The 14,160-nt window shown below is 52.5% G+C and carries 13 protein-coding genes; 6 read left to right on the forward strand and 7 right to left on the reverse strand.

What is annotated here, in order from left to right:
* Positions 1-13: 13 nt before the first annotated feature.
* The 4 genes from atpA to Q9R35_RS11395 all read left to right on the forward strand — a co-directional run bounded on the left by atpA (position 14) and on the right by Q9R35_RS11395 (position 4,459).
* On the forward strand, positions 14-1,555 hold the full coding sequence (gene atpA, locus Q9R35_RS11380; protein WP_026483720.1) for a F0F1 ATP synthase subunit alpha: 1,542 nt from the start codon (positions 14-16) through the stop codon (positions 1,553-1,555).
* 94 nt (positions 1,556-1,649) lie between these two features.
* Positions 1,650-2,558 carry a F0F1 ATP synthase subunit gamma gene (atpG, locus tag Q9R35_RS11385; protein ID WP_035270228.1) on the forward strand — a complete coding sequence of 303 codons (909 nt, stop codon included), beginning with the start codon at positions 1,650-1,652 and terminating at the stop codon, positions 2,556-2,558.
* A 44-nt stretch (positions 2,559-2,602) separates the two neighbouring features.
* Positions 2,603-4,024 (forward strand): F0F1 ATP synthase subunit beta, encoded by a 1,422-nt coding sequence (gene atpD / locus Q9R35_RS11390; RefSeq protein ID WP_042486019.1) that lies wholly within the window; start codon positions 2,603-2,605, stop codon positions 4,022-4,024.
* Positions 4,025-4,036: 12 nt separating this feature from the next.
* On the forward strand, positions 4,037-4,459 hold the full coding sequence (locus tag Q9R35_RS11395; protein WP_009464130.1) for a F0F1 ATP synthase subunit epsilon: 423 nt from the start codon (positions 4,037-4,039) through the stop codon (positions 4,457-4,459).
* Positions 4,460-4,570: 111 nt separating this feature from the next.
* Here Q9R35_RS11395 and rfbD read toward each other — a convergent pair whose 3' ends face one another.
* Together rfbD and rfbC are read right to left on the reverse strand one after the other, a co-directional pair.
* Positions 4,571-5,497, reverse strand: coding sequence for a dTDP-4-dehydrorhamnose reductase (gene rfbD / locus Q9R35_RS11400; protein WP_311219866.1), 927 nt, complete (start codon positions 5,495-5,497; stop codon positions 4,571-4,573).
* A 4-nt stretch (positions 5,498-5,501) separates the two neighbouring features.
* On the reverse strand, positions 5,502-6,050 hold the full coding sequence (rfbC, locus tag Q9R35_RS11405; protein WP_311219867.1) for a dTDP-4-dehydrorhamnose 3,5-epimerase: 549 nt from the start codon (positions 6,048-6,050) through the stop codon (positions 5,502-5,504).
* A 196-nt stretch (positions 6,051-6,246) separates the two neighbouring features.
* On the opposite strand from rfbC, the gene Q9R35_RS11410 reads away from it, so the two are divergent.
* Positions 6,247-7,356, forward strand: a complete 1,110-nt coding sequence (locus Q9R35_RS11410; protein WP_311219868.1) for a hypothetical protein — start codon at positions 6,247-6,249, stop codon at positions 7,354-7,356.
* Here the strand turns inward: Q9R35_RS11410 and rfbA are convergent.
* Genes rfbA through Q9R35_RS11430 form a run of 4 tightly spaced genes read right to left on the reverse strand, consistent with a single transcriptional unit; the run spans position 7,353 to position 11,847 of the window.
* Positions 7,353-8,243: a glucose-1-phosphate thymidylyltransferase RfbA gene (gene rfbA, locus Q9R35_RS11415; protein WP_311219869.1), complete on the reverse strand. Its 891-nt coding sequence runs from the start codon at positions 8,241-8,243 to the stop codon at positions 7,353-7,355. The genes Q9R35_RS11410 and rfbA overlap by 4 nt on opposite strands.
* Complete coding sequence (rfbB, locus tag Q9R35_RS11420) at positions 8,243-9,307, reverse strand: dTDP-glucose 4,6-dehydratase (RefSeq protein ID WP_311219870.1); 1,065 nt, start codon at positions 9,305-9,307, stop codon at positions 8,243-8,245. The genes rfbA and rfbB overlap by 1 nt, the downstream gene beginning before the upstream one ends.
* Before the next feature lie 26 nt (positions 9,308-9,333).
* The gene (locus tag Q9R35_RS11425) at positions 9,334-10,578 is read right to left on the reverse strand and encodes a flippase (protein WP_311219871.1); all 1,245 of its coding nucleotides are present in this window, start codon (positions 10,576-10,578) and stop codon (positions 9,334-9,336) included.
* Positions 10,579-10,581: 3 nt separating this feature from the next.
* On the reverse strand, positions 10,582-11,847 hold the full coding sequence (locus tag Q9R35_RS11430) for an O-antigen ligase family protein (RefSeq protein ID WP_311219872.1): 1,266 nt from the start codon (positions 11,845-11,847) through the stop codon (positions 10,582-10,584).
* Positions 11,848-12,021: 174 nt separating this feature from the next.
* Here Q9R35_RS11430 and Q9R35_RS11435 point away from each other — a divergent pair, with 174 nt between their 5' ends.
* Complete coding sequence (locus Q9R35_RS11435; RefSeq protein WP_311219873.1) at positions 12,022-13,296, forward strand: exopolysaccharide biosynthesis polyprenyl glycosylphosphotransferase; 1,275 nt, start codon at positions 12,022-12,024, stop codon at positions 13,294-13,296.
* Here the strand turns inward: Q9R35_RS11435 and Q9R35_RS11440 are convergent.
* The gene (locus Q9R35_RS11440) at positions 13,274-14,155 is read right to left on the reverse strand and encodes a glycosyltransferase family 2 protein (protein WP_311219874.1); all 882 of its coding nucleotides are present in this window, start codon (positions 14,153-14,155) and stop codon (positions 13,274-13,276) included. The two genes, Q9R35_RS11435 and Q9R35_RS11440, sit on opposite strands and share 23 nt — an antisense overlap.
* Positions 14,156-14,160: the final 5 nt, after the last annotated feature.

The raw sequence follows: 14,160 nt of genomic DNA on the forward strand, positions 1-14,160 counted from the left end.
CAGGAGTCTGAACATGCAACTTAATCCGTCCGAGATCAGCGAACTGCTCAAGAGCCGCATCGAAGGCCTGGGTGCGTCGACTGACGTTCGTACACAAGGTACGGTCGTATCCGTGACCGACGGTATTACGCGCATCCACGGTTTGTCCGATGTGATGCAGGGCGAAATGCTCGAATTTCCGAACAACACGTTCGGTCTGGCCCTTAACCTCGAGCGCGACTCTGTCGGCGCCGTGATTCTGGGTGAATACACAGGTGTTTCCGAAGGCGACGCAGTTAAAACAACTGGCCGCATTCTGGAAGTGCCCGTTGGCCCCGAACTGCTGGGTCGTGTGGTTGATACTCTGGGTATGCCTATCGACGGCAAGGGCCCGATCAACGCCAAGATGACTGACGTCATCGAGAAAGTGGCTCCTGGCGTTATCGCCCGTGAGTCCGTCTCCCAGCCCATGCAGACCGGCACGAAAGCCGTGGACTCCATGGTGCCAATCGGCCGTGGTCAGCGCGAACTGATCATTGGTGACCGTCAGACCGGTAAAACTGCCGTGGCTGTGGACACCATCATTGCTCAAAAGGGCAATGGCGTTAAATGTATCTACGTTGCCGTGGGCCAAAAAGCCTCCACGATCAACAACGTGGTGCGCAAGCTCGAAGAGCACGGTGCTCTGGAGTACACGATTGTTGTGGCCGCCTCGGCTTCCGAGTCCGCTGCCATGCAGTACCTGGCTCCTTACTCCGGTTGCACCATGGGTGAATACTTCCGTGATCGTGGCGAAGACGCCCTGATCATTTATGACGACTTGACCAAGCAAGCTTGGGCCTACCGTCAAGTATCCCTGTTGCTGCGTCGCCCACCAGGCCGTGAAGCCTACCCTGGTGACGTGTTCTACCTGCACTCCCGTCTGCTCGAGCGCGCTGCTCGTGTGAACGCCGAGTACGTGGAAAAATTCACTAACGGTGAAGTGAAGGGCAAGACCGGTTCGTTGACCGCACTGCCTATCATTGAAACGCAAGCCGGTGACGTTTCCGCTTTCGTTCCAACCAACGTGATTTCGATTACTGACGGTCAGATATTCCTGGAGTCCGACCTGTTCAACGCTGGTGTTCGTCCCGCTATTAACGCCGGTATTTCGGTGTCCCGCGTGGGTGGCGCTGCTCAAACCAAGGTCATCAAGAAGCTGTCCGGCGGTATTCGTACCGACTTGGCTCAGTACCGTGAATTGGCCGCGTTTGCTCAGTTCGCTTCCGACCTGGATGACGCAACCCGTCGCCAGCTGGAACGTGGTAAGCGCGTGGTCGAACTGCTCAAGCAGCCCCAGTACCAGCCTCTGGCTGTGTGGGAACTGGCCGTGAGCCTGTACGCTGTGAACAACGGTTACTTCGACGATCTGGAAGTCGCTCAGGTTCTGCCTTTCGAGAAAGGCCTGAAAGATCACCTGCGCAGCAAGTTCGCTGCTCTGGTTGAGCGTATCGAAAGCAAGAAGGAACTGGTTAAAGAAGACGAGGCTGAGTTGGTTGCAGCCATCCAGGACTTCAAAAAGCACGGCGCTTTCTAATCATTGTTGGCAGGCGCCGGAAACCCCGGCGTCATGATTAGCGGGAGTCGACAGCCTAGTCAGGCTCCCGATAATGCCCTTACAGGAAAGTGTGATGGCCGGAATCAAGGAAATTCGTACTAAGATCAAGAGCGTGCAAAACACGTCCAAGATCACCAAAGCCATGGAGATGGTGGCGGCATCCAAGATGCGCAAGGCGCAAGAGCGGATGCGTGCTGGCCGTCCCTATGCAGACAAGGTGCGCGAGATTGCTTCGCATCTGATGCAGGCGCACCCCGACTACACTCACCCCTACATGGTTGAGCCTGCCGAAGTCAAATCGGTAGGTATCGTGGTTGTCAGCACGGACAAAGGTCTGTGTGGCGGCCTGAACACCAATATTCTGCGTCTGGTACTTGCGCGTGTTCGCGAGTTTGAAGACAAAGGTATTAAAGTTCAGACAACGGCTCTGGGTGGTAAAGCTGCTGGAACATTGGCGCGTGTTGGTGCCAATCTGGTTTCTCAGGAAGTGGGTTTGGGCGACGCGCCTAACCTGGAACGTCTGATTGGCGCTATCAAGGTGCAGATCGACGACTTCGTGGAAGGCCGCATTGATGCTGTTTATCTGGCGACCAGCCGCTTTGTCAATACGATGAAGCAGGACCCAACATTTATTCGCTTGCTGCCTCTGCCTTCCGGTCTGAAAGATCCTTTCCAGGCTGGTGATCAGGTAGTCGCTCAAGAAAGCGCTAACTCTTCCGAATACGGTTGGGATTACATCTACGAACCCGATGCCAAGTCGGTTATTGACGACTTGTTGCTGCGTTACGTAGAGGGTCTGGTGTATCAGGCCGTTGCCGAGAACATGGCCTCTGAGCAGTCTGCCCGTATGGTGGCCATGAAAGCCGCTTCGGACAACGCCAAGACCGTTATCGGTGATCTTCAGCTGGTCTATAACAAGACCCGCCAGGCAGCGATTACGAAAGAAATCTCTGAAATCGTGGGGGGTGCCGCTGCTGTGTAATCACGGCAAGGCACACCATCAAAGTTATATTGCAAGGACTCAACATGAGCAACGGTACCATCGTTCAGTGCATCGGCGCCGTGGTGGATATTCAGTTCCCCCGCGACAGCATCCCTAAAGTCTACGAAGCATTGACGCTCGTTGACGAAAGTTCGGCTTTCGCAGAAAAAGGCCTGACTTTTGAAGTACAGCAACAATTGGGTGACGGTGTAGTTCGCACCATCGCCATGGGTTCCAGCGACGGCCTGCGCCGCGGTATGGAAGTGGCCGGTTCGGGCGCTCCCATCTCCGTACCTGTGGGTGTTGGCACCCTGGGTCGCATTATGGACGTTCTGGGTCGCCCCATTGACGAAGTCGGTCCTATCCAGTCCGACGAGCGTCGCGCCATTCACCAGGCTGCTCCTACTTTCGACGAACTGTCGCCTTCCGTAGAGCTGCTGGAAACCGGTATTAAAGTGATTGACCTGGTTTGCCCGTTCGCCAAGGGTGGTAAGGTTGGTCTGTTCGGTGGTGCCGGTGTGGGCAAGACCGTGAACATGCTGGAGCTGATCAACAACATCGCCAAGGCACACAGCGGTCTGTCCGTGTTTGCCGGTGTGGGTGAGCGTACCCGTGAAGGTAACGACTTCTACCACGAAATGGCCGATGCTGGCGTTATCCAGATGGACAACCTGAGCGAGTCCAAAGTGGCCATGGTGTTCGGTCAGATGAACGAACCTCCAGGCAACCGTCTGCGTGTGGCACTGTCCGGCCTGACCATGGCCGAGAAGTTTCGTGACGAAGGCCGTGACATCCTGTTCTTTGTGGACAACATCTACCGCTACACGTTGGCCGGTACCGAAGTGTCCGCTCTGCTGGGTCGTATGCCTTCCGCAGTGGGTTACCAGCCTACGCTGGCCGAGGAAATGGGTAAGCTGCAAGAGCGTATTACCTCCACCAAGACCGGTTCGATTACGTCCATCCAGGCCGTTTACGTTCCAGCCGATGACTTGACTGACCCATCGCCTGCTACGACCTTCCTGCACTTGGACTCCACCGTTGTGTTGTCTCGTGACATTGCTGCTCTGGGTATTTACCCCGCTGTGGATCCTCTGGACTCCACCAGCCGTCAGCTGGATCCACAAGTTGTGGGTGAAGAGCACTACGCAGTGGCTCGCGGTGTTCAGCAAACGCTGCAGCGCTACAAGGAATTGCGTGACATTATCGCGATTCTGGGTATGGACGAGCTGTCTCCTGAAGACAAGCAGGCTGTTGCCCGCGCTCGTAAGATCCAGCGCTTCCTGTCTCAGCCTTTCCACGTGGCAGAAGTGTTTACCGGCTCGCCTGGTAAGTACGTTCCACTGGCTGAAACCCTGCGCGGCTTCAAGATGATCGTCGACGGCGAGTGTGATGCACTGCCAGAACAGGCGTTCTACATGGTCGGTTCGATCGACGAGGCTTTCGAAAAAGCCAAGACTATTCAGTAATAAGGATTACTCATGGCTAAGCTTCATGTTGACGTGGTTAGTGCTGAAGAATCGATCTTTGCTGGTGAAGCAAAGTTCGTGGCACTGCCCGGCGAGGCTGGGGAGCTGGGTATTTTGCCCGGTCACACTCCACTGATCTCGCGGATTCGTCCCGGCACGCTGAAGATCGTTATGGACGATGGCAGCGAAGAGCATATCTTTGTCGCTGGCGGCATACTCGAGGTTCAGCCTGGGAAAGTCACTGTATTGTCGGATACCGCGATTCGCGCACAAGACCTGGATGAAGCAAAGGCGCTGGAAGCCCGCAAGCATGCGGAAGAAGCCCTGCGTAACACCAAGGACAAGGCCGATATCGCTGTTGTGGAAGCCGAGCTGGCCATGCTGGCCGCTCAAGCTGCCGCAGCACGTCGCTTGAGCAACGCGCGCAAGCACTAAGCTCAAGTCGGTAGCATCCGTGAAAAAGCCACCCTTAGGGGTGGCTTTTTTGCGTTTGAGTTCTAGTGGAGTTGCTGAAGGAGCTATTGTCAGGCGTGAAGGGATTCAGCCTCAGCGTGTACTTATAAGTGATAGCAGGCTTTTCTCGATGCCCTGGCGCCAGTTTCGATCTATATTTTGTGCGCCTAATACAGCATCCAGTCTGGTTTGCAGCAGGCTCGATTGTGCTGGTCGTTTTGCGGGTGTGGGGTATTGGCTTGTGGGAATCGGTGTCAGCTTTGGTGCTTGCGCCAATAGTCCCAGCCTGAGCGCCTGACTAAAGATTTCTTGGGCAAACTCATACCAGCTGACGTTGGGCTGCCCTGCGAAGTGGTAAATGCCTGAGGGCGTCTGATTTTTGTTTGGGTTCTGTTTCGACTCAAACAGCTTTTCTGCTAGTGCTAACAGCACTTGGGCGATATGCGGTGCGTAGCTTGGACCACCAATCTGATCAGCCACAATGCTTAACTCAGGACGTTCCTGCCCTAGGCGAAGCATGGTTTTCAGAAAGTTGGTGCCGAATTGGCTGAACACCCAGCTCGTGCGCAGAATGATGGCAGAGGGTAGGGTGGCCAAGACTGCTTGTTCTCCTTCCAGCTTGCTTTGCCCGTAGGCACCAAGTGGATTGGTAGGGGCGTCTTCGGAGTAAGGTTGTGTCGCTGAGCCGTCAAAGACATAGTCTGTAGAGACCTGCACCATTTTTATGCCTCGCTCAGCGCATGCCCGGGCGAGTAGGCCAGGGGCTGTACCGTTGATTAGCTGTGCTGTCTCTGGCTCTGACTCAGCCTTGTCGACTGCCGTATAGGCAGCAGCATTGATCACGATATCAGGACGATGCTGATCCAGAGCCTGAGTAATGGACTCTGCTTGTGTGATATCCAGATCGGCACGGCCAAGCAGGATTAGGCTGGCGTCAATCTTTGTACTTGTATCGAGCCAGGCAAAAGACTGGCCTAATTGACCGTGGGCTCCAGTAATCAGGAAGGATGGGTGTGACATGGATTCAGGCTTTGCTCTGTGCGATGAGCTGGCTCAGCACAGGGTAGTTCTTATCCTTCTTGGACAATTGCGGGTTCTGGATTGGCCAGGCAATCGCTACTTCAGGGCAATTCCATGCCAATCCACCTTCATCTTCAGGAAAGTAAAAGTCGGTGCACTTGTAGCTGAAGTCGACAAAGTCAGACAGAACACAAAAACCGTGGGCATAACCTGGAGGGATCCACAACTGTTTGTGGTTTGATTCGCTGAGCTCAATGCCTACATATTGGCCTAAGGTGGGCGAGTCTGGCCGTATATCTACGGCTACATCGTATACTGCTCCCCGGCTGACACTGACCAGCTTTCCTTGAGGTCGGTTTTTTTGAAAATGCAGGCCACGTAAAACCCCTTTCTCGGAGCGGGAAAAGTTGTCTTGCACAAAAGGTAGATTGATCCCAGCCAGTTCCTGATAGCGTTGCTGGTGGAAGGTTTCCTTGAAGAAACCACGCTCATCACCAAAAACAGCTGGTTCAATAATCAGAACACCAGGCAGGCGGGTGGGATAAATGGTCATTGCAAATATTCGGTTTGGGGTATTGGGGTGTTGCTGTGTCGGGCGGGAAAATCGGCGCAAGCTGTGGTACTTACAAACCTGCTAGAGCCTTTGAAGCAAGTATAAGGCTGGCACGATAGGGAGCCTGAAATTGTATCTATTTGACCTTTTTTTAGCTATCGTGGATGGCTTGAGTAAAACACTGGATTAAGCGCGAATGGTTGTTTTTATACGCTCGTACCTGCGCCATGTGGATGGCAAGCTAGCCAAGTACCTAAAGGTTTTGGACGAGGCGCAGATCCCTTACCACTTTGTAGGATGGGAGCGAGGAACGGTTCCTGCACAGAAATCTAGTAACGATACTTACTACACACGGGCAGCCGCACTGGGTGCTGGGTGGCGTAGCCTGATTGGCATTGCTTTTTGGAATTTGTTCGTCTTGCGCTGGTTGTTAAAAAATAACCGCAAGATCGATTTGGTCCATGCCATCGACCTGGATACCGCGATGGCGGTGAAGGTGTACGCGGTGCTATGTCGGAAGCCCTGGATTTTTGATATTTACGACAAGTACAGCTCCTTGCGCTATTTTCCGGGCGCTTTAGGTCGATGGGTAGACAAGCTGGAAAACTATCTATTAAAGACAGCCGATGCGGGCATTCTGGCCGATCCATGCCGTATAGAGCAGCAAGGAATTGATCCAGCAACCCCCTCTTTGATGGTGTTGGAAAATGTGCCACAGAAATCCGAGGTTCAGAACTATGTGCCGGTCTCTGATGAGCAAGCCGTAAAGATTGCTTATTTTGGAGTGCTGGAAGCAAAAAACCGTGGCCTGGAAGACCTACTTGCGGCGTGTGAGCAGTTTCCTGCTTGCGAACTGCATGTGGCGGGATACGGTCCATTGGCGGATTTGTTTACGCACTCGGCACAGAAGCATCCTCATATTCATTACTACGGGGCTCAAAGTTCGGTTCAAGGGCTTCAGCTGATGCAGTCATGCCAGATTGTGGTGGGGATGTATTACAAGACAGTTCCCAATCATTTATTTGCTGCGCCTAACAAATATTATGAGCACTTGATGCTCGGGCGCGCCATGTTGACGACAGCCGGTATTCCGACTGCTACGAAGGTACTTGAGCATCAAACAGGTTGGGCCGTAGAGGAAGGTCAGCAGGCGATTGAAACCTGGTTAAAAGGCCTGGACATGCAGCAGGTTCAACAAGCGGCAGCACGTGCACGGGGAGTATGGCAGGCCCAATATGCAGACTATTTTGACCAGCATTATGCTGGGCAATACCTGAAAAAAGTGCAGGCCTTGCGCAAAAGTTAAGGGGCTTTTCCAGGCAGAATTGGATCTTGGAGAAGCTTTTGCAAATATTGCCCGTATTCTGTTTTTGTCAAAGCCTGTGCTTGCCGTTCCAAGGCGCTACGTTCAAGCCATCCTTGCTTAAAGCCAATTTCTTCCAGGCAGGCGATTTTCAGTCCTTGGCGATGCTCAATCGTGCGTACAAAGCTGCCGGCTTCTTGCAGACTTTCGTGAGTGCCGGTATCTAGCCATGCAAAGCCTCGGCCTAACAGGCTGACATGTAAATTATTTTGCTGTAGGTAGGCATTGTTTACGTCGGTAATTTCCAGCTCACCACGAGCAGAGGGGCGTACCTGGCGGGCGATATCCACGACGTGATTGTCGTAGAAGTACAGGCCAGTTACGGCAAAATTGGATTTGGGCTGCTGGGGTTTCTCTTCGATCGAGACAGCTTTACCCTGGGCATCGAACTCCACCACGCCAAAGCGCTCTGGATCGCTGACTTGGTAGCCAAAAATAGTGGCTCCTTGTTCGCGTTGCGCCGCCTCTTTCAGCATCTGGCTAAAACCGTAGCCATAAAAAATATTGTCCCCCAGGATCAGGCTGACCCGGTCGGAGCCAATAAAATCGGCCCCGATCAGAAAAGCCTGTGCTAATCCATCTGGGGAGGCTTGCTCGGCATAGCTCAGCTGAATGCCAAAGTTGCTGCCATCGCCCAGCAGGGTACGAAAGCTGGGTAGATCGGCAGGGGTGGAAATGATCAGAATTTCACGTATCCCGGCCAGCATCAGTACTGACAAGGGGTAATAAATCATGGGCTTATCGTAGATAGGCAGTAGTTGCTTGGATACCCCCAAGGTAATAGGGTGCAAGCGGGTACCGGATCCACCGGCGAGGATGATGCCTTTCATTATTCTGTCTTGCCTAAGCGATGTAGCTGATATTGACCGTTAAGGATACGCTCCCACCAGCCCGAGTTTTCTAAATACCACTGTACAGTTCTGCGCAAGCCCGTCTCGAAGGTTTCCTGGGGTCTCCAGCCCAATTCCCGTTCAATCTTGCTAGCATCAATAGCGTAGCGCTGATCGTGGCCAGGTCTGTCCTGCACGTAGGTGATCAGGTCTGTGTAACGCTGGATACCAGCGGGTTTTACCGGAGCCAGCTCTTCGAGCAGTGCGCAGATCTCTAGAACGACATGGATATTCTGCTGCTCGTTATGGCCACCAATATTGTAGGTTTGACCTACCTGGCCTTTTTTCAGGACCGTCAGCAAAGCTCGTACGTGATCTTCCACATACAGCCAGTCACGGATTTGCTTGCCCTCGCCATACACAGGTAGCGCTTGCCCTTTGAGGGCATTCAAGATCATGTGAGGAATAAGTTTTTCAGGGAAATGGTAAGGGCCGTAGTTATTGGAGCAATTGCTAAGCAAGGTGGGCAGGCCATAGCTACGTTGCCAGGCTCGGACCAGGTGGTCTGAACTGGCCTTGCTGGCTGAGTACGGAGAACTGGGTGCGTAGGGCGTGGTTTCTACAAAGAACTCTGTGGTGTTGTGTAGATCGCCATACACTTCGTCCGTTGATATGTGATGGAAGCGGAAATTGGATTTTTTGGGCTCCGGCAGTGTGTTCCAATAATGGCGCGCGCACTCCAGCAAGGTGCAGGTACCTACAATATTGGTCTGAATGAACGCTGCCGGGCCATCTAGAGATCGATCCACATGCGACTCGGCTGCCAGGTGCATGATGGCATCGGGTTGGAATCTGGCTAGCAAAGCCTGTATGGCTGGCCCATCCTGGATATCGTTTTGCGCAAATTGATATCGAGGGTGTTCCTGGACCGAAGCCAGCGACTCCAGATTGCCTGCGTACGTCAATTTGTCCACATTCAGGACAGAGTGCTCTGTCTCCTGAATAAGATGACGGATCAAGGCTGAACCGATGAAGCCGGCGCCACCGGTAACGAGAATATGCATGACGATTAAGTAGCGTTCCGAATGGCTTAGCGATAGCGTTTAGCCAGAATTAATAGGGCAAGGCAGTCTACGATAACCCGGCTGGTCCAGGCAATTGCGGCGCCCAGCAGCCCGAACTGAGAAATCAGTACGTACAGCAAAGCGATATAGGGCAGGATCTCGGCCAAGTGTACATAGGCGGTAATCTGGGCGTGCCCCTGGGCTTGGATCACGGTGTAAGGGATCTGGGCAATGGCGTTGAACAAGAAACCCAGCAACAGAATTTGTAGAATCGGTACGGATTGCTCTACATAGGTTTCACCAAGCCAGAGCAAGATAATCCACTTGGCTCCCACAATGCCTATCAGGCTGATCAGTCCGCATACTGCCAGTAGCAACAGGTAAGTCAGACGAGTTTCCTGGCGAGCATCTTTTTGAGCGCTGAGCAAGGGGAAAATTACTCGGACGACTGCCCCTGGAATGTTTAGCAAGCGAGTAATAGCTTCTGATGGTGCTGTATAAAAACTGACTGTGCTTGCCCCATTCAGGTTAGATAGCAGGAAGCGATCAAAATACACCATTAAAGGGCTGATCAAATTGCTGACTGTCAGCCAGCCCCCAAAGCGCAATAGGGCCTGCGCTTGTTGTTTGTCCCAGCGCCACATTCCTTGACGGACATGGGCAGGCAGAGCCCAGAAGTAGGCGAGCAGGCAACTGATCAAACGTCCAGCAAAGAGACCGAGAACGGCATAGCTGAGACTGGCCTGATAAAGAATGGTCAGCAAGGGCAAGACGGCGAGCAGCAAGCCACTGATGGTGCGTTGTATGTTGACCCGTTTGAAGTCTGATAGTCCTTCCAGGTAGGACAGCCACACTGCTTGCAGCAGCAACAAAGGCAGAGTCAGTGCCAGGAGACGAAAGGCAAACAGGCTGTCTGAGCGTAACTCCGTGCTGATATGGAGCCATTGCACCAAAAAGGGGCTGAGCAGATAAACCAGTGCAGCGGCAACACTGCTGCTGAGCAAGATCAGTAAACTTGCTGTACCTAGAATTGATTGAATTTGCCGAGAGGACTTGCTGGCCATGGCAATGGCTCTGATCAAGGCTCGGCCGATCCCCAGGTCAAATAGGCTGGCATAGCCGATCAAGGCAAAGAGTAGCGTGTAAATGCCAAAAGGCTCCAGGCCCAGCAGTCGTGCCATCAAGCCCATGGAGGGCAGGAACGCGAACATGAGCACTATATAGGAGCTCAGATTCCAGAATGAATTACCGAGTAATTTCTTGGCAGACATGGGCTAGGTCGCAGAATGACGCTTGGCTTGGTTGGGGTAAATCTGGCTCCAGAATATCGCTACACTAATCAGGAAAAACAGGAGCGTGTTATTGCGTTCCATCATGTTCTGGGTCAGGTTGGCCAGTATGTATACGGCAACAACAATACTTCCGCAGGTAGCGTACGCGCGAGTGAGCGTGTCTGAGGAATGAACCCGGCGAATAAAGCCATAAAAGCAGTAAAGCAAAAGTGAACATTGCAAGAGCAGACCTGCCAAGCCCCAGTCTACCCAGGTCTCAATGTAATTGTTATGTGAGTTGGCCAACTTCAAAACTACGGGATCTGCCTGTCCGTCTTTAACCAGGTCCTCGAGGGCCTGTTGGTGTTGAGCGTAGGACCAACCAGAAAACGGCTGCTCCTTTATCAGGGTCCAGTTCGCTTGCCAGATGGCAAAGCGGGCGCCAATGGAGGTGTTGGCGTTGCCTGCTTCAAATTGTTCAATATCGTGCTGCGCCAGAGCAACCCGTGACTGGATGGTATCAGTTTGCCACAGGATACTGGCGCTCAGGAGCGCGGCCAAGGAGAGGATCATTACACCTCGCCGAAAGTGTTGCTTGGGTAAATAGGCGTAGGCAAGTATCAGAAACACGACAGGAAGGGCAATCCAGCCGCCACGGCTGCCTGATAGAAGCGATAGGAGAAAACCCGCCAGACAGCCCAGCACAGATAGAAGAAGAACCGTTGTAGAGCGATGCTGCTGGCTGAGCTGGCTCAGTATGGCCGTCAGGCAGAAGCAAGCTAGGCTTAACGCGATATTGCCAAACTGGATGGCGCCGGTATAACCGTAGATACGACCGTCGTGTAAAGGGCCGCCGTATTGGGCTGGGACGATCCACAAAGCGGACAGGGTGCCTAAAGCAAAACAGACCCAGATCACATTGCTATGCATACGAATTGAACTGAGCATGTACAGAATAGGGACAAGCAGCAGGTAACGGCTCAGCAGATCCAGCTGATTGCTAGGGTTCTGGTGCAAGAGCCAGATTAGCAACCCGTTGGCAAAGGTTAGTGCCAGTATCGTATACAAGCCTTGGCTGATGCCCTGGCTTTGCATGGACCGACGAGTTTGAGAACACACCAGATACCCTGAAACGGTTGCCAACAGCAAAATGGCGACACCCACCGAATAGATATTACGAGTGGAAAGCAGACTAATAAAGAACAGACTTACGCCTAAATGAGCGGCCGCATTGAATGAGAAAGTAGACTTGGATACGGGCTCGGACATGAGAAAAAAGATGCAAAAAGTTTGCTTGGGAAAAAGCGCGTGAGCAGATCACACGAAGGTTGCGGTATTTACCCGTCAGACCCATCAAGTAAATCTGCTTGGGCTATCTAGCGTTACTCGGGAGCGACGTATAATTGGCGCGTAAATGGGCTATTTTAGGTTATTAGTGCTTCGATGAATCAAATTAAAATCAGGCGGTTTAAGCGTTTGCACGAGATACTCCTACTATCCGGGCCAAGCTCGTGGTTGATTGGGTTTGTTGTCGTGGTGCTAGCCCCGGTTTTGCTGTTGTGGGGATGGGACCGGTTATGGAGCCTGGATGATGGTCAACGTACAGCACTGATTCTGGCCATAGTCGCATTTGTCAGTTGCAAGCTGCTGATTGACAAGAGCCAGCAAGGCTATCCTGGAGCCCGTAGCGCGTGGCTGATTATCCCTACGGTGGGGGTGACTTACGCTGTCATCTACATTACCAGTTTTGTGTTTCGTTATGACGCCTCACGGGCGCTGCTGTTGAGCAGCAGTTTTCTGGCTTTGATCTGGTTTTTGCTGGAAAGCTTATTAACCACTCGCTACCGAGTACTGAAGCTGGCCATTGTGCCCGGAGGGGAGGCCGAGACCCTGCTGGATCTACCAGGCTTGGATGGTCGCATGCTGAGCAGCCTTGATCTTGCCGGGTATCGTTACGATGGAGTTGTAGCGGATTTTTCTTGTATACAGCCTGATGCTGAGCGCTTTCTGACACGCTGTGCGCTGGATCGGGTCGCGGTGTACAACTCTCGACAAGTGTTTGAGTCTTTGACCGGGCGCGTCAAAATTGATCGTATGTCGGAGAACACGATCGGTTCCTTGCTGCCCTCTAGGGGCTACGAGATTTTGAAGTTGATTTTTGACTATTCAATGGTCATTGCCAGTGCCGTGGTTGTGATCCCTGTGTGCCTGGCAGTGATGGTGGCCATCCGTTTGGAAAGCCCAGGTAAAGTCATTTATTGCCAGCAGCGGATAGGCTTGGGAAACCGCGAGTTCACTATTTATAAGCTGCGCAGCATGCGCTTTGACCAGGAATGTGAGGTTGAACAGTTTGCAGGGGAGGATGACCCCCGCATTACTCGGGTTGGCAGAATTATTCGTAAATTACGGATTGATGAGTTACCCCAGTTTTACAACGTGCTGCGAGGGGAAATGAGTTTGATCGGCCCTAGGCCCGAGCAGCCCTCTTTCGTGCGGGAGTTTGATGAAAAAATCCCGTTTTATAGCTACCGCCATGTCGTGAAACCCGGTATCACGGGTTGGGCCCAGGTGCGCCAAGGGTATGTGGCTAACGCTGACGACACTCGCGTCAAGATCGAGCACGACTTCTATTACATCAAGCATTGTTCGGTAATGCTTGATGTTTATATTGTATTTTTGACAGTAAAAACGATGCTTACTGGCTTTGGGGCGCGTTAGGTTTGTGTTCGCGCAGTAGGCATTTGACGATGTGACGTGCAGGACGAGTTAAACGGTCCAGGACTTCGTAAACCGTAAAAATCCACCTGCCGGCTGCACCGTAGCGCTTCTTCAAATAAACTTTCATGCCCGCGCTGTAGCATTGACCACGGAAAGACTTATCTGTGAAGGTGCCCCCAGCTTCGTGGAAGTATTGAGCAGCAGGAATATGAAAAGACGGGATACCCATTTCACGGGCACGGAACTGTAGATCGGTCTCTTCAAAGTACAGGAAAAATTGCTCGTCAAAACCGTTTAGCGCTGTGTAGTGCTCGCGGCTGATAAACAGCAAACTGCCCGACACATGGTCAACCTGTGTTGGAGTGGTTAGTGGATGCCTACTGCGTAGCAGACGACCTAAGCCCACCGCTTTCAGCAGTAAGGTAAAGCAGTTTGGGAAGCGCTCGAAAGCGAAATCAGGTTGCCCTTTGATGCCTAAGGCTAAACCACCTAGTATCGGGCTGGGGGAATCCGGATATGTGCTTAAAAATTGCTCAAAAATACTCAGAACAGCGGTTTGCAGCTTGGCGTCCGGATTGATCAGAAGGATGTTGGGGGCTTGCGTGTGAGCAACTCCAAGATTGCAGGCTGTGCCAAAACCGAGATTGGCATGCGCCTGAATGATTTGGGTGTCAGGATGCTGTTGGGCGATCAGACTGCAACTTTGGTCAGTGGAGTCATTATCGACAACGGTAATGGTGTAAGAGTGTGTAGTGCTAAATTGCTTGATACTGTTGATGGTATCAACAATTTTTTTGCCACCGTTGTAGTTAACCAGAATAAAGTCGACCCAAGGTGCAGACTGAACGACGTCATTCATGGTTA

The sequence above is a fragment of the Alcaligenes sp. AB3 genome (assembly GCF_031844565.1).
In the GTDB taxonomy this organism is placed as follows: domain Bacteria; phylum Pseudomonadota; class Gammaproteobacteria; order Burkholderiales; family Burkholderiaceae_B; genus Alcaligenes; species Alcaligenes faecalis.